Origin of the sequence: Stenotrophomonas sp. SPM (genome assembly GCF_003105135.1) — a bacterium.
Taxonomy (GTDB): domain Bacteria; phylum Pseudomonadota; class Gammaproteobacteria; order Xanthomonadales; family Xanthomonadaceae; genus Stenotrophomonas.
The window spans coordinates 1-18,568 of sequence record NZ_QETL01000021.1; the positions used below are offsets into that span (position 1 = coordinate 1).

General features: G+C 67.6%; 15 protein-coding genes. 9 read left to right on the forward strand and 6 right to left on the reverse strand.

Annotated features, from left to right (window positions below; genetic code table 11):
* Nucleotides 1–177: 177 nt before the first annotated feature.
* A complete protein-coding gene (locus DCO49_RS07180) occupies nt 178–1,221 on the reverse strand; it encodes an oxidoreductase (RefSeq protein ID WP_116863442.1) in 1,044 nt (347 codons plus the stop codon).
* A gap of 171 nt (nt 1,222–1,392) precedes the next feature.
* Here DCO49_RS07180 and DCO49_RS07185 point away from each other — a divergent pair, with 171 nt between their 5' ends.
* The 4 genes from DCO49_RS07185 (at nt 1,393) to DCO49_RS07200 (ending at nt 5,646) form a co-directional block, all read left to right on the forward strand.
* On the forward strand, nt 1,393–1,764 hold the full coding sequence (locus tag DCO49_RS07185) for a BON domain-containing protein (protein ID WP_116863443.1): 372 nt from the start codon (nt 1,393–1,395) through the stop codon (nt 1,762–1,764).
* A 114-nt stretch (nt 1,765–1,878) separates the two neighbouring features.
* Nucleotides 1,879–3,693, forward strand: a complete 1,815-nt coding sequence (locus DCO49_RS07190) for an ATP-binding protein (RefSeq protein WP_116863444.1) — start codon at nt 1,879–1,881, stop codon at nt 3,691–3,693.
* Entirely contained in the window at nt 3,690–4,130 is a 441-nt protein-coding gene (locus DCO49_RS07195) for a response regulator (RefSeq protein ID WP_116863445.1), read from the forward strand. Before DCO49_RS07190 ends, DCO49_RS07195 begins: the two co-directional genes overlap by 4 nt.
* A 4-nt stretch (nt 4,131–4,134) precedes the next feature.
* Complete coding sequence (locus DCO49_RS07200) at nt 4,135–5,646, forward strand: ATP-binding protein (RefSeq protein WP_116863446.1); 1,512 nt, start codon at nt 4,135–4,137, stop codon at nt 5,644–5,646.
* A gap of 71 nt (nt 5,647–5,717) precedes the next feature.
* On the opposite strand, the gene DCO49_RS07205 is transcribed toward DCO49_RS07200, so the two are convergent.
* Nucleotides 5,718–6,467 (reverse strand): 20S proteasome subunit A/B, encoded by a 750-nt coding sequence (locus DCO49_RS07205; protein ID WP_116863447.1) that lies wholly within the window; start codon nt 6,465–6,467, stop codon nt 5,718–5,720.
* 93 nt (nt 6,468–6,560) lie between these two features.
* On the opposite strand from DCO49_RS07205, the gene folK reads away from it, so the two are divergent.
* A complete protein-coding gene (gene folK / locus DCO49_RS07210; RefSeq protein ID WP_116863448.1) occupies nt 6,561–7,046 on the forward strand; it encodes a 2-amino-4-hydroxy-6-hydroxymethyldihydropteridine diphosphokinase in 486 nt (161 codons plus the stop codon).
* Between the two features lie 42 nt (nt 7,047–7,088).
* On the opposite strand, the gene DCO49_RS07215 is transcribed toward folK, so the two are convergent.
* Nucleotides 7,089–7,826 carry a pteridine reductase gene (locus DCO49_RS07215; protein WP_116863449.1) on the reverse strand — a complete coding sequence of 246 codons (738 nt, stop codon included), beginning with the start codon at nt 7,824–7,826 and terminating at the stop codon, nt 7,089–7,091.
* A gap of 58 nt (nt 7,827–7,884) precedes the next feature.
* On the opposite strand from DCO49_RS07215, the gene DCO49_RS07220 reads away from it, so the two are divergent.
* Both DCO49_RS07220 and DCO49_RS07225 read left to right on the forward strand, forming a co-directional pair.
* Nucleotides 7,885–9,069 (forward strand): SAM-dependent methyltransferase, encoded by a 1,185-nt coding sequence (locus tag DCO49_RS07220; protein WP_116863450.1) that lies wholly within the window; start codon nt 7,885–7,887, stop codon nt 9,067–9,069.
* Complete coding sequence (locus DCO49_RS07225; protein WP_116863451.1) at nt 9,066–9,458, forward strand: VanZ family protein; 393 nt, start codon at nt 9,066–9,068, stop codon at nt 9,456–9,458. The genes DCO49_RS07220 and DCO49_RS07225 overlap by 4 nt, the downstream gene beginning before the upstream one ends.
* An 88-nt stretch (nt 9,459–9,546) precedes the next feature.
* Here the strand turns inward: DCO49_RS07225 and DCO49_RS07230 are convergent, their stop codons facing one another.
* The 3 genes from DCO49_RS07230 to DCO49_RS07240 form a co-directional block, all read right to left on the reverse strand.
* A complete protein-coding gene (locus DCO49_RS07230) occupies nt 9,547–11,871 on the reverse strand; it encodes a family 20 glycosylhydrolase (protein WP_116863452.1) in 2,325 nt (774 codons plus the stop codon).
* A gap of 128 nt (nt 11,872–11,999) precedes the next feature.
* Nucleotides 12,000–14,624, reverse strand: coding sequence for a TonB-dependent receptor (locus tag DCO49_RS07235; protein ID WP_116863453.1), 2,625 nt, complete (start codon nt 14,622–14,624; stop codon nt 12,000–12,002).
* A gap of 150 nt (nt 14,625–14,774) precedes the next feature.
* Nucleotides 14,775–15,791, reverse strand: a complete 1,017-nt coding sequence (locus DCO49_RS07240; RefSeq protein ID WP_116863454.1) for a glucokinase family protein — start codon at nt 15,789–15,791, stop codon at nt 14,775–14,777.
* Nucleotides 15,792–16,166: 375 nt separating this feature from the next.
* On the opposite strand from DCO49_RS07240, the gene DCO49_RS07245 reads away from it, so the two are divergent.
* Complete coding sequence (locus DCO49_RS07245; RefSeq protein WP_116863455.1) at nt 16,167–17,456, forward strand: sugar MFS transporter; 1,290 nt, start codon at nt 16,167–16,169, stop codon at nt 17,454–17,456.
* Nucleotides 17,457–17,495: 39 nt separating this feature from the next.
* Nucleotides 17,496–18,563 (forward strand): LacI family DNA-binding transcriptional regulator, encoded by a 1,068-nt coding sequence (locus DCO49_RS07250; protein ID WP_116863476.1) that lies wholly within the window; start codon nt 17,496–17,498, stop codon nt 18,561–18,563.
* The last annotated feature ends 5 nt before the right edge of the window (nt 18,564–18,568 follow it).

Here is an 18,568-nt window from a genome sequence, read left to right on the forward strand (position 1 = left end):
GAAGGCGGGGTGGGTCCGGTTGAGGGGGTGTGAGCGGCATGGATGCCGCGACCAAGCCCCCATGGATGGGTTTACGGCGTCCCCCTCAACCGGACCCGCCCCGCCATCCCACGGAGAGCCAGCTTTTGACGTTGAAGTCGACGTTGATTCGCCAGGTGCAGGGCGCAGCCCTGCCGATCACCCCAGCACCACCCGCCGTCCTTCGCGCGCACTCACCATCCCCGCCTCCAGCAACCGCATCAGCTGCAGCGCCTGCACCGCACTCACCGTCGGCTCGCCCTCGCCACGCATCGCCCCTGCGAACTGCGCATACAGCCGGCGGTAGTCACCCGGCAGGTTGTCCACCGTCGTGCGCTGCACGTTGTCCTCCGCATCGCAGCGCAGCAGCTCGCCATGCCGCGGGTCGATGCCCCAGCCGGGCGCGCCCGGTGCCACGCCACGGCGCAGCTGCGCTTCCTGCACGTCCAGGCCGTGCTTGACCCAGCTGCCGCCGCGGCCATGCACCGCGAAATGCGGCGTCGGCGCCGCCACCAGCGAACCGGCATGCACGATCGCGCGATGCCGTGGGTAATGGAGCACCGCATGGAAATAGTCGATGCCGCTGCCGCCTTCGCGCTGCACCGCCAGATCGGCATCGATCGCCTGCGGCCATCCGAACAGCACCAGCATCTGGTCCAGCAGATGCGGGCCAAGGTCGTACCACAGGCCGCTGCCGGGTCCTTCCTTTTCGCGCCAGCGATCGCGTACCTGTGGCCGGTAGCGGTCGAAATGCGCGTGGCATTCGGCCACCTCGCCCAGCGTGCCCTCGACCAGCAGCGCCTGCAGGGTGAGGAAATCCGCATCGAAGCGCCGGTTCTGGAACACCGTGGCGATGCGCCCGGCATCGCGCGCCGCGGCCAGCACCGTTTCCGCCTCGGCCACGTCCAAGGCGAACGGCTTGTCGACCAGCACGTGCTTGCCGGCGGCCAATGCGGCAATCGCCAGCGGTGCGTGCTGCTCGTTCGGCGTGGCGATCACCACCGCGTCCACGGCGGGGTCATCGAACACCTCCTGCGCGGTGGCACGCACGTGCACATCGCTGAAGCTGCGCAGCAGCGTGTCACGCTGCGAACTGACGATGCTGTGCAGGGCCAGCCCGGGCGTGTGCTGGATGAGCGGGGCGTGGAAGACACGGCCGGCCAGGCCGTAGCCGATCAGGGCCAGTTGCAGGTCGGGGCGCATGGGCGCGTTCCGCAGAGTGGGGAGACAAAGCGTAGAACGTGGTTACGGGCGAGGCAAAACTGAATGGCTACCGATGCCTTTCGCGGATTCACGGCAGCGTGACCCCAGCCCGACGCGTGCAACACAGGCACCTGTCCACACTGGCAGCACATCCAGAAGGAGCACCGCACGATGAGCAGCCTGACCCGTACCCTGATTGCTTCGTCCCTCACCCTGGGCCTGGCCCTGTCTTCTTCGGCGGTAATGGCCAAGGACCCGCCGAAGGCCGACCATGCCGCGATGACCCACGCGGATCGCCACGACTCCAACGAGCCGGTGACCGACAGCTGGATCACCACCAAGGTGAAGGCCGACCTGCTGGCCAGCAGCAATGTCCCGGGCACCGAAGTGAAGGTGGAAACGGTCAACGGTGTGGTCAGCCTCAGCGGCACCGTTGCCACCCAGGCCGAGAAGGACAAGGCCGTCACCACCGCCAAGGGCATCAAGGGCGTGACCCGCGTCGATTCGGCCGCGCTGAAGGTCAACGCCGCCGCCAAGCGCTGATCCCGGCGCTCGCTTGAAGTGGACAGGGGCGTCCCGCGAGGGGCGCCCCTGTCGTGTGTTCGCGGAGTGAACGGCTGCGCTATATTGGCGGCATCGCTTCGTTGACGGTGGATCATGGCGCTGGTGTTCAGTGATGGCATCTGGGACCGCTGGCGGCTGCCTGCGCTGGCACTCGCCGCTGCTGCGATCATCATCGTCCCCTGGCTGACCCTGCGTCAGCTGCAGCAGGACAACGAAAAGGCGATGGCCTGGGTCAGCCACACGCAGGCGGTCGGCGTGGCCCTGCAGCAGCTGCAGGCCGACGTGCGTGACGTCGAGTCGGCGGCGCTGACCCTGTCCAAGGGCGTGGATGCGCCCGGCCTGCGCGAGCGCATGGGCAAGGCCAATGACATTCCCGGGCGGCTGACCGAGCTGGCCCGGATGACCCGCGACAACCCCGACCAGTTGATCCGCATCGGCCGCATCGAGTCGATGCTGGAAGGGCGCATGGCGCTGGCCCGCCAGCTGGCGCGGTCCGAACCCAATACCGACCAGCGCGAACTGGTGCAGGACCTGAGCACGCGCTACCCGATCCGTGGCCTGGTGGAAGAAATGCAGGCCAGCGAACAGAAGCTGCTGGCGGCGCGTGCCGAACAGGCGGCGCGCCAGCGCAAGCAGACCGAGCTGGTGTCGTGGAGCTCGCTGGTGGTGCAGCTGTGCCTGCTGGGCCTGGTGCTGTGGCTGCTGCAGCGGCAGATCGGCCGCCGCCTGCACGCCGAGCGGCAGTCGCTGCGCGCGGCCGCGCGTGCCGCCTCGGTGCTGCAGACCGTGCGCGAGCCGATTGTGCTGCTCGACCGCGACCTGCGCGTGCAGCTGCACAACCCGGCGTTCGCCGAACTGTACGGGCTGCAGGACGAACGTGCCGACGGCACGTTGCTGGCCGATGTCGGCGAAGGCGCGTGGCAGGATCCGGTAGTGCGCCAGCGCCTGTCCGACGTGCTGCTGCGAGGGCGCGAGCTGTGGGACTTCGAACACGAACAGCGCACCGACGGCACGGTGCGTTACATGCTCATCAATGCGCGGCGCATGCCGCTGCCCGACACCGATGATGAAGTGGTGCTGATGACGGTCAGCGACGTGACCGTGCAGCGTGCCGTGCAGTGGCGCGTGGAAGAGCTGAACCGCCAGCTGGAAGGCAAGGTGGCCCAGGTCTCGGAGGTCAACCGTGAGCTGGAGGCCTTCAGCTATTCGGTGTCGCACGACCTGCGCGCACCGCTGCGCCACGTCGCCGGTTTCTCCGACAAGCTGTCGCGGCACCTGGGCGAGGGCGCCGACGAGAAGAGCCATCACTACCTGGACGTGATCTCCGGTTCGGCGCGGCGCATGGCGGCGCTGATCGACGACCTGCTGGTCTATTCGCGGCTGGGCCGCGCGGCGATGCGCCAGCAGGCGGTGGACATGCAGACGCTGGTGGCCGACACGCGGGCCATGCTCGATGCCAATCTGAAGACCGATGCCGAAAGCAGCGGTGTGGCCCACCACGTGGAGTGGAACATCGCGCCGCTGCCGATCGTGGTGGCCGACGAGAACATGATGCGCCAGGTGTGGCTGAACCTGCTCGGAAACGCGGTGAAGTACTCGGGCAACCGTGAACCGGCGCAGATCCACGTGGACTACCAGCAGCAGGCCGATGGCGGCCATCAGTTCACGGTCAGCGACAATGGTGCAGGCTTTGACATGGCCTACGCCGGCAAGCTGTTCGGCGTGTTCCAGCGCCTGCACAAGGCCAGTGACTACCCTGGCACCGGCATCGGCCTGGCCAGCGTGCGCCGCGTGCTGACCCGCCATGGCGGCCGCATCTGGGCCGAAGCCGCGCCCGATGCCGGTGCCACCTTCCACTTCTATCTGCCTCCGGCACTGGATGCAGTCAACCAAGGGTCTTCCGCATGACGACGCTGCGCACCATCCTCCTGGCCGAAGACAGCCCGGCCGACGCTGAAATGGCCATCGATGCACTGCAGGAGGCCCGTCTGGCCAACCCCATCGTGCACGTCGAGGACGGCGTGGAAGTGATGGACTACCTGCTGCGCCGTGGTGCGTGGGCCGGCCGCGAAGAGGGCTTGCCGGCGGTGCTGCTGCTGGACATCAAGATGCCGCGCATGGATGGCCTGGAAGTGCTGCGGCAGATCCGCGAGCACGACGAACTGAAGCGGCTGCCGGTGGTCATCCTGTCGTCCTCGCGCGAGGAAAGCGATCTGGCGCGCAGCTGGGACATGGGCGTGAACGCCTACGTGGTAAAGCCGGTGGACGTGGACCAGTTCTTCGGCGCGGTGCAGACCCTGGGCAAGTTCTGGGCGCTGATCAACCAGGCACCGGAGGTCGAGTAAGGCCATGCCCTTGACTGGTCCGGCCCTCGGGGCGCTGCGCATCCTGCTGGTGGAAGATTCAGCGGAAGATGCCGAGCTGATGTCCGAACAGATGCTCGACGCGGGCCTGGACGCCCGTTTCGAGCGCGTGGAGAGCGGCCCCGAGCTGCGCCAGGCGCTGGCCAGCTTCGCGCCGGACATTGTGCTCTCGGACCTGAGCATGCCGGGTTTCTCCGGTGACGAAGCGCTGCGCATCGTGCGCGAGGCCGCACCGGATGTTCCCTTCATCTTCGTCTCCGGCACGATGGGCGAGGAGAACGCGGTGGAGGCCCTGCAGAAGGGCGCCAATGACTACATCATCAAGCACCACCCGGCGCGCCTGCCGTCGGCGGTGGCGCGCGCGGTGCGTGATGCACGCAGCGCGGTGGAGCGCCTGCGCGTGGAAACCGAGCTGATGCGTGCGCAGCGGCTGGAGAGCCTCTCGCTGCTTGCCGCCGGCCTCAGCCACGATCTGCGCAACATCCTGCAGCCGCTGCTGATCATGCCTGACCTGCTGAAGGCGCGTACCGAAGACCCGCAGCTGCATCATCTGGCCGATGTCATCGCCGAGTGCGGCCGCCGTGGCCACGAGATGGCCGAATCGATGCTGTCCTTCGTGCGTGGCTCGCGCAATCCCAGCGAGCGCATCGTCATTGATGATCTGTTCCAGGCCGTGGCGCTGCTGTTGCGCAGCAACGTGCCCGAGGCGGTGAACCTCGAGCTGGAGGTGCAGGACGAAGGGCTGGTGGTCGATGCCAACTACACCGAACTGCAGCAGGTGCTGCTGAACCTGGCGCTCAACGCGATCCAGGCGATGCCGCAGGGCGGGCGCCTGAGCCTGACCGCCGAACATGCCGGCGAACGCGAGGGCGTCGATTGGCTGCGCATCGTGGTCGAAGACGAAGGCATCGGCATGGATGCCGACACGCTGTCGCACCTGTTCAATCCGTTCTTCACCACCAAGGCCGACGGCACCGGGCTGGGCCTGATTTCCTGCAAGCGCATCGTCGAAGGTGCCGGTGGCAGCATCCACGTCAGCAGCCAGCTGGGGCAGGGCACGCGATTCGAGCTGCGGCTGCCGATGCATGAGCTGGCCGAGGGCGGTGAGCCGGTCGAACAGCTGGTGGCGCTGGGCAGTGGCCAGTCGATCCTGGTGGTCGATGGCGAAGCCACGCGCCTGTCGCTGCTGGGCAATGCGCTGTCCAGCCAGGGCTACCAGCTGCAGTTGGCTTCCGACGGCCCGGCCGCGCTGCGCTGGATGCAGCAGGAAGCGATGCCGGCGCTGGTCATTGCCGATGCCGGCTCGCGCCTGCTGCCGGCCAGCCAGCTGCTGGGTGAGATGGCCACGCTGGGCTACGCCGGCCCGGCACTGGTGCTGGAAGAGGCCGCGGTGGAGCTGGACACCAGCGCCTTCCCGGCGGGAATCGACGTGCACGTGCTGCGCAAGCCGCTGCAGATGCAGCAGGTGTTCCGCGCGGTGGCCGAAGCGCTGGGTTGAAGGGGCTGCCGGCCAGCGGCCGGTACTACCGTCACCGTGACCCGGTAGCCCCGGGCCATGCCCGGCCGGTCTTATTGGTCGGTGCCGGGCGCTTCCCACGGGAACCGCGGCAGGCTTGCCACCGCCTGCTCCAGCCGCCGTGACCAGTTGTTGTGGATGTCGGCATACAGCGGCGAATCGGCGGTGAAGCGCAGCTGCTGGTCTACCTGCAGTTCGCCCTTGCGCAGCATCACCATGTCGATCGGCAGGCCCACCGACAGGTTGGAACGGATGGTCGAGTCCAGCGACAGCAGCGCCGTGCGCGCGGCATCTTCCAGCCGCGTGGCCGGGCTGAGGATGCGGTCGAGGATCGGCTTGCCGTACTTGGATTCGCCGATCTGCAGGTAGGGCGTCTCCGGCGAGGCGGCAATGGCATTCCCCAGCGGGTAGATCATGTACAGGCCTGGCTGCTCGCCGGCGATCTGCCCACCGAAGATCAGCGTGGCCTGCGTGTTGATGCCGTCGTGGCCGTGTTCGGTGTGCTGGCACTTCACCTGGCTGTCCACCAGCAGCGCGCCCACGTAGGCGGCGGCTTCGAACAGGTGCGTCATCTGCCGCAGGTTGGGCGTGCGCGCTTCGGCGGCATCACGCTGCAGGCGCGAGACCAGCAGCTGGGTCGTGGCCAGGTTGCCGGCGGCCATCAGTACGAAGGTCGCCTCGCCGGGGTACTCGAACACGTGCAGCTTGCGGTGCACGCGGACATCGTCCAGCGCGGCATTGGTCCGGGTGTCGGCGGCGAAGACCAGGCCTTCGTCCACCTCGATTCCAACGCAATAGGTCATGTGGGTGTCCTATCATGTGCGTCCTGGATTGTAGGCAGGCCGCCGTGACGATGGCATGCCCACCCCCCCCCTGAACGCCGTCACCGGAACCGCATGACCACCGTGCTCCTGAGCCTGGGCAGCAACGTCCAGCCCCGCCGCTACCTCCACGCCGCGGTGACGGCCCTGCGCAAGCGTTTCGGCGCGCTGCGGGTATCACCGGCCTACCGCACGGCCGCGGTCGGCTTCGATGGCCCGGCCTTCCTCAACAACGGCGTGGCGATCGAGACCGATCTGCCGCTGCAGGAACTGGACGACTGGCTGCACGCGCTGGAAGACGCGCATGGCCGCGACCGCAGCGGGCCGCGCTTTTCCGACCGTACGCTGGATATCGACGTGGTGTTCTACGGCGACCTGGTGGTGGAAGGGCCCGGCCACCTGCGCATCCCGCGCCCGGAGCTGAAGCATGCCTTCGTGCTGAAGCCGCTGGCGGACATCGCCCCGGACTTCATCGATCCGGTGAGCGGCCGGGATCTGGCCACGCTGTGGCGCGCGCACAAGCAGCATGGGGAAGCGTTCGAGGTCGTGGACCTGGAATGATGGGTTTTTGTTGCCGGCCAGCGGCCGGCACTACCGGTCGTGTCAGCTGACAGTACGCCCGCCATCCACGCGCAGCGTGTGGCCGGTGACGAAGCTGGCCTCGGCCACCAGCCAGTACACCGCCTCGGCGATCTCCTCGACGGTGCCGATGCGGGCCAGCGGCGTGCGCGCCAGCAGCGCTTCGCGGGCGAAATCATCCTTGCCCTGTTCCGGCCACAGGATCGCGCCCGGCGCCACGGCATTCACCCGCACCTTCGGCGCCAGTTCCAGCGCCAGCGAACGGGTGGCCATTTCCAGCGCGGCCTTGGCCATGGTGTAGGCGACGTGGTCGCGCATCGGGTCGGTGCCGTGCAGGTCGGTCAGGTTGACGATGCAGCCCTGCTGGCGGCGCAGGTAGGGCGCGGCCGCCTGTGACAGCAGCAGCGGCGCGCGGGCGTTGACCGCGTAGAGCTCGTCCATGGCCTCGGCGGTGACCTGGCCGAACGGGGTGGGGAAGAAGTTGGAGGCGTTGTTGACCAGCGCGTCCAGGCGGCCGAAGTGGGCCACGGCCTGTTCGACCAGGTCGGGCAGGGCATCGGCGTCGCGCAGGTCGGCCTGCAGGGCCAGCACGCTGCCCGGGCGGACGTTCTCCAGGTCGAACGCGGCCTGCTGCAGCTCGGCGCTGGATGCGTGGGCGTGCAGCACCACCGACCAGCCACAGGCGTGGAACTGGCGGGCGATGGCCGCACCGATCCGGCGGGCGCTGCCGGTGATCAGGGCCACGGGGGCGGTGTCGCTCATGAGGGTCCTCCAAGGCTCGGCTATCCTGTGCACCATTGTCACCGCATTCGAAGACACCATGCAGCCCACCTTCCCCCTGCCTGAAGCCGACGCCCTGGCCCACAGCGACCAGCTGGCGGCCGCCCTGCGTGCCGAAATCCTTGCGCAGGGCGGGGCGATCCCGTTCTCGCGCTTCATGGAGCTGTGCCTGTACGCCCCCGGCTGGGGCTATTACAGCGCCGGCGCCAGCAAGTTCGGTGGCAGTGGTGATTTCACCACCGCGCCCGAGCTCGGCAGCCTGTTCGCCGGCAGCGTGGCCAACGCGCTGGCCCCGGTGTTCGCACAGCTGGATGCGCACGCGCGCATGCTGGAGCTGGGCGGCGGCACCGGCGCCTTCGCCGAGGCCGTGCTGCTGCGCCTGGCCGAACTGGACGCGCTGCCGGCACGCTACGCCATCCTCGAGCCCAGCGCGGACCTGCGCCAGCGCCAGCAGCAGCGCCTGCAGCAGAACCTGCCGGCCGAGCTGGCCAGCCGCGTGGAATGGGTCGACCGCCCGTTCGATGACGACTGGGACGGCGTGGTGTTCGCCAACGAGGTGATCGACGCGCTGCCGACCCCGCGCTTCCTGATCAAGGACGGCGAGGTCTACGAGGAAACCGTCGAGCTGGATGGCGAGGGCAACTTCATGCGCGGCGCGCAGCCGGCCGACGTGCTGCTCAATGGCGCGGTGCGCCACCTCGAGCGCTACCTGGAAAAGCCTTTCGCCGATGGCTACCGCTCCGAAGTGCTGCCGCAGCTGCCGTACTGGCTGCAGGCGGTGGCCGGTGGCCTGCAGCGTGGCGCGATGCTGTTCGTCGATTACGGCTACAACCGTGGCGAGTTCTACCAGCACGACCGCGACGACGGCACCGTGCGCGCGTTCTACCGCCACCACGTGCACAACGAGGTGTACCGCTGGCCGGGCCTGCAGGACATCACCGCATCGGTGGATTTCACCGCCATGGCCGAGGCCGGCCTGCACGGTGGCTTCGAGCTGGCCGGTTACTGCAGCCAGTCCAGTTTCCTGCTCGGCAATGGCCTGGACCAGGTGCTGGTGCTGGCCGAAGAGCGCACCGATGAAGTGGGCCGCATCCAGCTGCGCGACCAGGTGAAGAAGCTGACCCTGCCGACCGAGATGGGCGAACGCTTCCAGGTGATCGGCCTGCAGCGCGAGGTGGATTTCGAACCGGCCTTCGAGCTGGGTGACCTGAGCTGGCGCCTGTGAGCGCAGGGTTGCCGGTGATCAAGCCGCTGCGTCGGCCGCGGCTGTGGACCGCGCTGTGGCTGCTGGCGGTACTGGTGGTGATCGTGGTCTGCCTGATTCCGCCGCCGCCGATCGACCTGCCGGAGAACGGCGACAAGGTCGAGCACTTCCTGGCCTATTTCATCCTGTCCGGCAGCGCGGTGCAGTTGTTCCGTCGTGGCACGCCGCTGCTGTGGGCGGGCGTGGGCCTGGTGCTGATGGGCGTGGGCATCGAGTTCGCGCAGGGTGCGCTGACCAGCAACCGCAGCGCCGACCCGATGGATGCGCTGGCCAATACGGTGGGCGTGCTGTCGGGTCTGGCGACCGCCTTGACCCCGGTGCGCGACATCCTGCTGCGCTGGCGCGGTTGAGGTAGCACGGCGGTGCCAGTACATCCACGCCATGCGTGGATGTCGTTCCGGTGGAGCCGAGACATGCTCGGCTCCACCGTGTCCCGCATCACTTCTGCAGCGTCACCTCATCCAGCACCCACATCGCCGGGCGCGTGTCGCCGGTGAAGTTGATGCACAGATCGTCCGTGCCCGACCCACCCTTCGGCAGCGCCGCGCGCAGGGTGACGAAGCCATCGGCATCGGTGCTGGCCGGCAGCGGCACCTGGGCCACGACCTTGCCGGTGCAGTCGCCACGACGGATCAGCATTTCGCCGTTGCGGCCCTTGGCCTTCTCGAACCTGCGCGCCGGTTCGTCATGGGCCAGCTGAAAGTAGTACGGAATGCGCCCGGCACGTACTTCCACGCTGCCGATGCCATCGAGCTGCGCGGCCGGCCAGCGCCAGCACGGCTGGAAGATGTCCACGGTGAACACCTTGCGCGCACCTTCGCGCGGGCCATCGTCTTCCAGGCGCAGTACCAGGCCCTTCTCGCCCACGCAGCTGTGCAGTTCCTCGCTGTGGCGGCTGAGCAGCGACTGCGCGGTGTAGGACGCCACGGTCGGTGCCGCTGCCAGCGGCTGGCCCTGGAAGAACGCAGCGGCCTGCACAGTGGCGGGCAGCGGCTGGGTCAGCGGCTGCTGGTACAGCGGCGAGCTTGCGGTCACCGGCGTGCCGTCGGTGCTGTAGCGCACCTCATAGCCCAGCGGATTGGCCAGCGACACCGTCACCGTGTTCGCGGCGCGGTCGTCGGTATGGCCCACGCCCACTTCGAACGGGGTCTGCGCATAGGCCAGGCCCCAGGCGCGGTAGCGCTGCAGCTGCGCCGGCAGGCGGGCGAGGAAATCGCGGAAATCGCGATGCTCCGGCGCGCTCCAGCCGGTTTCGGCCACCGCGGCCAGGCGCGGGAACAGGTTGTGCTGCAGGCGTGCGTAGGTGCGGGTGTGCTCGGTGAACATGTTCGCCTGCAGGCCGAGGATGTGCCCGCGCTTGTCGGCGGCCAGCTCGGCCGGCACCGGCTCGAAGTTGTACAGCTTGGCCAGGTTGACCTGGGCCGGGCGGCCCGGCGGCTCGTTCGGCGAACCGGTCTGCAGGTAGTCCAGGTACAGGTGGCTGACCGGCGACATCACCACGTCATGGCCGCTGCTGGCCGCGGCGAGGCCGCCTTCGGTGCCGCGCCAGGACATCACCGTGGCCTGCGGCGGCAGGCCGCCTTCGAGGATCTCGTCCCAGCCGATCAGGCGGCGGTCGTGCGCTTCCAGGAAGGTTTCCAGGCGCTTGATGATGTGGCTCTGCATGGCCATCTCATCCTTGATGCCCAGCTCGCGCATGCGCTTCTGCACCTGCTTCGAGGCGATCCACTGGTCCTTGACCGCCTCGTCGCCACCCACGTGCACGTACTTTGCCGGGAACAGCTGGATCACTTCCTCCAGCACGTTCTCCAGGAAGGTGACGGTGCCGTCCTCGACGTTGAACAGGTTGGGGAACACGCCCCATTCGCTGATCGGCTTCAGCGGCGTGCTGATCGAGCCCAGTTCCGGGTAGGCGGCGATCGCGGCCGTGGCGTGGCCGGGCACGTCGATTTCCGGGATCACCTGGATGTGCAGCTTGGCTGCATAGGCAATCACTTCGCGGATCTGGTCCTGGGTGTAGAAGCCGCAGAACGGGTATTCCTGCTTCGTCACCGGATCGATGCCGCCATCGCCGGCCGGCAGGCGGCAGCTGCCGACCTCGGTCAGCTTCGGGTAGCGCTTGATCTCCATGCGCCAGCCCTGGTCATCGGTCAGGTGCCAATGGAAGGTGTTGAGCTTGTGCGCGGACATCGCATCGAGCACGCGCTTGATCTCGTCCAGGCTCTGGAAGTGGCGCGCCGAGTCGAGCATGAAGCCGCGCCAGCTGAAACGCGGTGCGTCCTGGATCTGCACGGCCGGCAGCGCGCCCTGGCTGCCGCCGGTGGCCAGCTGGGCCAGGGTGGTGGCGCCGTAGAACAGGCCGGTCTCGTTGCCGGCCTGCACCAGCACGCCCTGCGCGGTGCTCTCCAGCGTGTAGCCCTCGCCGGTATCGCGGAAGGTGGGGATGATCTGGAAGCGGATGCCGCCGGCCTTGCCGGTAGCCAGCGCCAGGCGCGGGCCGCCACTGCGGGCGAGCAGATCGGCGAACTGGCCGGCCACGCGCTGCTCGGCTTCGCTGTCGGCGCGCAGGGCCGTGCCTGCGGCCACGGTGATGCCGGCGCCATTGCCGCGCTGCACCTTGGCCGGTGCGGGAATCAGCATCAGGCTGCCGGCGCGCAGCTGCGGGCCGGGGCCGGTATCCAGTGCCGGGGCATCGGCGGCGCGGGCGGCGGCGGGAAGCATCGCCAGGCCCAGCAGCATGCTGGCAAGGGGGAAGGGTCGCATCGTCTCACTCCTGTGGTGGGCGGCTCGCTGTGCCGCGCGTGGCCGCCGCGCAGGCGGCGATTCCGGTCTCCCATCGTACGACGGGCCCGGAAATCCGGGCCCGTCGCGATGTGCAGCTGGGTGCAGTCTTAGAACTTGAAGTGCAGGGTGGCCATGTAGCGGCGGCCGCTCTTGTACTTGCCAGCCAGGTGTTCCTTGTCGCCCAGGTACTGGAAGTAGGTCTCGTCCAGCAGGTTCTGCGCGTCCACCGTCAGCGACCAGTTGTCGTTGAAGGTATAGCCGAAGCTGGCACCCAGTTCCGCGTAGTCGTCCACGCTGGACGGGGCGGCACCGGCCACGTAGCCGCCGGCCAGATAGCTGTCACGCCAGTTGTAGGTCAGGCGCGCATTGATCGGGCCCTTCTCGTAGTACGGGCTGAAGGCGATGGCATTGCGCGACTGGTACGGCAGCGGATCGCCGGTGTTGTTCTCACCGTTGGCGTAGGTGTAGTTGGCGGTCAGGCCGAAGCCGCTTTCGCCGAAGGGCTGCTGGAAGCTGATGTTGAAGCCCTTGACGTGGCCGCTGCCGGCGTTGCGCGGGCGCTGGATGCTGTAATCGCAGTAGCCGTCGGCGGTGCAGCCGTTGGTACCGACGAGGTTCGCCCAGGTGGCCGGCGAGGTATCGCGGATCGAGTTGTACTGGCGCTCGATGGTGGCCGAGGTGTCGATGTAGTTGTCGATCTTCTTGTAGAACACCGACCACGCCACCACGGCCTGCGGCGCGTAATAGTACTCGGCCGAGGCGTTGAAGTTCCACGACTCATACGGCGACAGATCGGCGTTGCCGCCCGAACCGGTCAGGGTGGTGTCGTTGAGGAAGGTGTTGTTGACCATCTGGTTGTACGGCGCCCAGGCGATCACCTTGGCCGCGGCGAAGCGGAACACCCAGTCGTTGTCGGTGTCCCACGCGACGTTCAACGACGGCAGCACGAAGTCTTCCTTCTTGGTGCGGGTCTGCCACTTGCTGTCCAGGTCGGTCAGGGTCGGCGTGCCGCCGTAGACGAAGCCGCTGCCTTCGGTCTTGGAATCGACGTAGCGCACGCCCAGGTTGCCGCGCAGCGGGCCGTTGGAGAAGTTCAACTGCGCGTAGGCCGCGTTGTTGGTCTGGGTCAGCGCCCAGCTGTTGTTGAGGTAGCTGGCCGGATCGGGGTTGCTGTAGTCGATCGGGCTGTTGCGCACCCAGTTCAGCACGTTGTTGCGGCCGGCCTGCACGTGGCGGCCCTGGTCGCTGGTGAAACCCTGGATGTCGGTCAGGCCGATGGTGCCGACGTCGGCCAGCGTGCCCGGGGTGACGCCGCCGTACACGTTGAGGGTGAAGGCTTCATCGTGCTTGCCGTGGCGCACGCCGAACTGCAGCTGGTTGAAGATGCTGTCGAACTGGACGTTGAAGTCGAGCTGGGCGTAGGTGTCCTTGCTCTCGGTGGAGAACACGCCGTTGTTGCCGAACCAGCCGCCGGCCGAACCCCAGTTGGCCGGGTCGCGGGCGCCTGCCGGGTCATCGAAGGTGATGCCCTTGTCCATGTTCCAGCTGTAGCCGCCGTTGTAGAACGGCTCGATGAAGTACTGGGCCAGGTTCTTGTTGTCGGACTTGCTCTGGCCGGCCTGGCCGGTCACGCCCCAGCTTTCGCCCTTCCAGGCGCCACGCAGGTCCACGCCCTTTGTGACCACTTCGGACAGGCGCACGTTGTTGTCATAGATCAGCGTGCCGCTGTTGGCGATGGCGCTGGCGTTGGAGTGGCCGCTGGTGGCCACGCCGTTGCGCACGTCGCCGAGCTGGTTGACGGCGTTGACGGTGCCCGGGTTCCAGGTCAGGAAGGAGTAGAGCGACTGGTTGTAGTTGTCGAACTTTTCCTTGATGTACATGCCGCTCAGGTTGAACTCGAGGTCATCGGTCGGCTTGAACTGCAGGTTGACCACGGCGCTGTCGCGCTTGCGTTCCTGCTGGAACCAGGCGGCGTTGAACGAGTTCGGCACGTCCACGTCGGCAGCCACGCCGGTGGCATTGGGGAAGGTGCTGGCCTTGGTGTAGCCGAACACTTCCTTGCCCTGGCGGTCGACGGCTTCTTCGTAGTGCTGGGCCGAGACGGCCACGCCGAAGGTCTCGTCGTTGTTCTTCCAGCTGTACAGCACGGCCGCGTTCGGCTTGCCTTCGCTGGCCTGCTGGCTGTAGCTGTAGCCCACCGAGGCGGCCACTTCGTTCTGCTTCAGGTCCAGCGGCTGGCGGGTGTGCATCAGCACGGTGCCGCCGAGGCTGCCTTCGGTCAGTCGCGCTTCGGACGACTTGATGATCTCCGCGCGGCCCAGAATCTGCGGGGCCAGCAGCGTGTAGTCGAAGCCGCGGTTGGGCTGTTCGCCGTACAGCCAGATGGCCTGCGCAACCGGGTGGTTGTCCAGGAAGGACAGGTTGAGGCTGGGGTCGGTGCCGTCGATGCTGACGCGCTCGCCCTGGCCGAATCGGCGGTCCAGGGTCACGCCCGGGATCTGCGACAGCGCTTCGGCAACGTTGGTGCTGGGGAACTTGCCGATGTCCTCGGCGGTGATCGCTTCGGACACACCGACGTTGTTGCGCTTGGTGTCCAGCGATTTTTCCAGGCTGGCGCGGATGCCCACCACCTGCACGGTGTCCAGGTCCTGCGGGGTAGCCTGCTGGGCGTGCGCCGAGAAGGCGAGGCAGCCGACGATGGCTGCCGAAAGCAGAGTCTTGCGGGTGTTCATGATGTCTCTCCTCATCACTGATGTGCGTTGTCGGCGGCGAACGGATGGCAGGTCATGCCTGGCGCCAGCAGGGGCTGCCGGGCGCGATGGTGCGGTTCCAGTGCGTCGTGCGTACTGCGGTGCTGCGTACTGCTTGCTGCGTACTGCGGTTCAGGCGTTGGCGTGGAGCAGGAACCAGCTGGCGGCGCCGATGACGCCCAGCTGCCCGTGCTCGACCACCTTCACCGGGATGCGTGCCAGCGCTTCGCCCATCGGCCCCTTCTGCAGGTAGCGTTCGACGAAGGTGCTGGCATGCAGGTATTCACGGATCTGCGGCAGGATGCCGCCGGCCAGGTAGACACCACCCTGCGCACCGTAGAACAGCGCCATGTCGCCGATGGTGCTGCCGAGCAGGCCACAGAACACATCCAGCGCCTGGCGGGCGAGGGCATCGGTGCCGGCCATCGCTGCGGCGGTCACCGCATCCGGGCTGGCCAGCACCGGGGACTGCCCCTGCAGGGCGCAGATGGCGTGGTACACGTTCATCAGGCCGGGGCCGGACAGCGCATGTTCGATCGACACGTGCGCGCGGTCGCGCTGCATGTGGCGGACGATGGCCATCTCCAGTTCGGTGCTGGCCGCCAGCGTCGGCTGGCCGGCCTCGGTGGCGAGCACCACCGGACCATGAGGAGTGGGGATCCACAGCGCGGCGCCCAGGCCGGTACCGGGGCCGACCACCAGGGTCGGGCCGCGCGGCGCGGTCTCGGGGCCGCACAGGTGCAGCACGCCGCTTGCGTCAACCTGCGCCGCGGCATAGGCCACCGCTTCGAAGTCGTTGACGATGTGCACGTGCTGCAGGCCGACCTCGGCTTCGACCTGGCGGGCCGACAGCGGCCACGGCAGGTTGGCGGTGATCACCGTGCCGTCCTCGCGGGCGAAGCCGGCGGTGGCGACCACGCACTGGCTGGGCCGCGCGCTGTCACCGAGGAAGTCGGTGAGGATCGCACTCAGGCCTGCGTAGTCCGCATTGCGGTACTTGCGGTATTCCAGCAGCTGCACCGGATGGGCCTCGTCGCCGCTGGCCTGCGCCCTTGCCACGCGCACATGGGTGCCGCCGACGTCGGCGGCCAGGAACGAGGGCGCGACGCAGGACAGGACATGGGCCGGGGCGGGATGGCTGGCGGTCACGCGGGCTCCTGCTGCAGGTGGGAAGCGGACCCACGAAAGGCCCGTCGATGGGGCGGAGTCTGTAACTGCGTTGACAACGATGTCAACGAGTTCGTGACACTTTCGTTGCTGCGCCGCAACGAATGACAGACGCCGTAAACGTTTACATCGTCTTGACCCGGTATTAACCCGCTAGCCGTTGCGCCATGGGCTTCTAGGCGCAGAGCGCATTCAGCGCTGAGCGTGCTGGTGCTGTTGCGCAGTGCAGCACGGCCGCACCGGGCCTGTGCAATCAAGTTGACAAACGGCGGTACTCCACCGAAAGAATGTGACAACGTTGTTCCCAGCCACTCTCCGACACCGCCTTCTGCGGTCGTCGCCGCAGGAGCCCACCTGATGTCCGCCGTCACTGCTGCAAGCGCGCGTCCAAACGTTGCCGCCTCCATCGCCATCGTCGGCGTGTTGTTCTTCCTGATCGGCTTCTTCACCTGGCTCAACGGCCCGTTGATCACCTTCGTCAAGCTGGCATTCGAGCTCAGCGAGGTCGGCGCCTTCCTGGTGCTGATGGTGTTCTACCTGTCGTACTTCTTCCTCGCCCTGCCGTCGTCGTGGATCCTGCGCCGCACCGGCATGAAGAAGGGCCTCAGCCTGAGCCTGCTGGTGATGGCCGCGGGCGCGGCACTGTTCGGCGAGTTCGCCACGCAGCGCTGGTATCCCGGTGCGCTCGGCGGCCTGTTCGTGATCGGCAGCGGCCTGGCCCTGCTGCAGACCGCGATCAATCCCTACATCTCCATCCTCGGCCCGATCGAAACGGCCGCGCGCCGCATCGCGCTGATGGGCATCTGCAACAAGATCGCCGGCATGCTGGCACCGGTGCTGATCGGCACGCTGGTGCTGCACGGCATCGGCGATCTGTCGGCCAGCGTGGCCGCTGCCGATGAAGCGACCAAGGCGCAGCTGCTCAACGAATTTGCCGCCAAGATCCACGCGCCGTACCTGGCCATGGCCGGTGTGCTGGTGGTGCTGGCGGTGGCGGTGCTGTTCTCGCCGCTGCCGGAGATCAAACCGTCCGAAGCCAACGCCACGCCGACTGCAGCGGGTGCCGCCGAGCGCCGCAGCATCTTCCAGTTCCCGCACCTGTGGCTGGGCGTGCTGTGCCTGTTCGTCTACGTCGGCGTGGAAGTGATGGCCGGTGATGCCATCGGTACCTACGGCCACGGCTTCGACCTGCCGCTGGACCAGACCAAGATGTTCACCTCGCTGACCCTGTTCGCCATGCTCATCGGCTACGTGGTCGGCCTGGCGTTGATTCCGAAGGTGGTTTCGCAGTCGCGTTACCTCACCGTCTCGGCAGTGCTGGGCGTGCTGTTCTGCCTGGGCGCGTGGGCCACCCACGGCTATGTCTCGGTCGCCTTCGTGGCGCTGCTGGGCTTCGCCAACGCCATGATGTGGCCGGCCATTTTCCCGCTTGCCATCCGCGGCCTGGGCCGTTTCACCGAAACCGGCTCGGCCCTGCTGGTGATGGGCATCGCAGGCGGCGCGATCATTCCGCAGCTGTTCGCCGTGCTCAAGCAGCACATCGACTTCCAGCTGGTGTTCGTCCTGCTGATGGTGCCGTGCTACCTCTACATCCTGTTCTACTCGGTGATCGGCCATCGCGCCGGCCTGCCGCAGGACAAGGCCTGATCGGCGATGATGGACGGCAGCCAACCCCAGGAAAAGCCGATGCGCAGAGCGACCATCAAGGACGTTGCCGAAAAGGCCAAGGTCTCGCTGAAGACGGTGTCGCGGGTCATCAACAACGAGCCGTCGGTGATGCAGGCCACCCGTGCGCGGGTGCTGCGTGCCATCGCCGAGCTCGACTACGAACCCGATCCGTCGGCGCGGAACCTGCGCAGCGGCACCACGTTCGTGATCGGGCTGGTGTACGACAACCCGAACCCGTACCACATCATCGGCGTGCAGAACGGCGTGCTCGCCGCCTGCCGCGAAACCGGCTTCGGCCTGCAGATCCATCCCTGCGATTCGAGCTCACCGATGCTGGCCGATGAACTGGCCGACTGGGTGCAGCGTTCGCGCCTGGCCGGGCTGGTGCTGACCGCGCCGATGTCCGAGCGTCGCGACCTGATCCAGATGCTGACCGCGCGCGGCATCAAGCTGGTGCGGATCATCGCTGCCACCGAGGACCCGGCCGATGGCGCCTGCGTGTTCGTCGACGACCGCGAGGCCGCCTACGAAGTCACCGAGCATCTGATCCAGCTCGGCCACCAGCGCATCGGTTTCCTCTGGGGTGGCGCCTCGCACCGTTCCTCGGGCGAGCGCTACGCAGGTTACGAAGCCGCGCTGAAGGACTACGGCATGACCGTGGACAAGCATCTGGTGGTGCAGGGCGACTACACCTTCGACGATGGTTTCCGTGGTGCGCGACGCCTGCTGGCGCTGCGCGAACCGCCCACCGCCATCTTCGGGTCCAACGATGAAATCGCCGCCGGCGTGCTGGCGGCCGCGAAGTCGGCCGGCATGAACGTGCCCTACGACCTCTCCATCGCCGGCTTCGAGGACAGCCCGTTCTCGCGCCAGTCGTGGCCGCCGCTGACCACCGCCAAGCAGGCCACCGAGGACATCGCCCGCCACGCCGCGCGCCTGCTGATCGCGCAGCTGCGCAGCGATGCCTACGACGATGCACCGGCCGCCCTGCAGAACCAGGGCTTCGTGCCGCAGCTGGTGGTGCGCGGCTCCACCGCACCGATGCGCCCGGCCGGCGTGCGCCCCCTTCCTTCCGAACCCGCCTGAGTCCG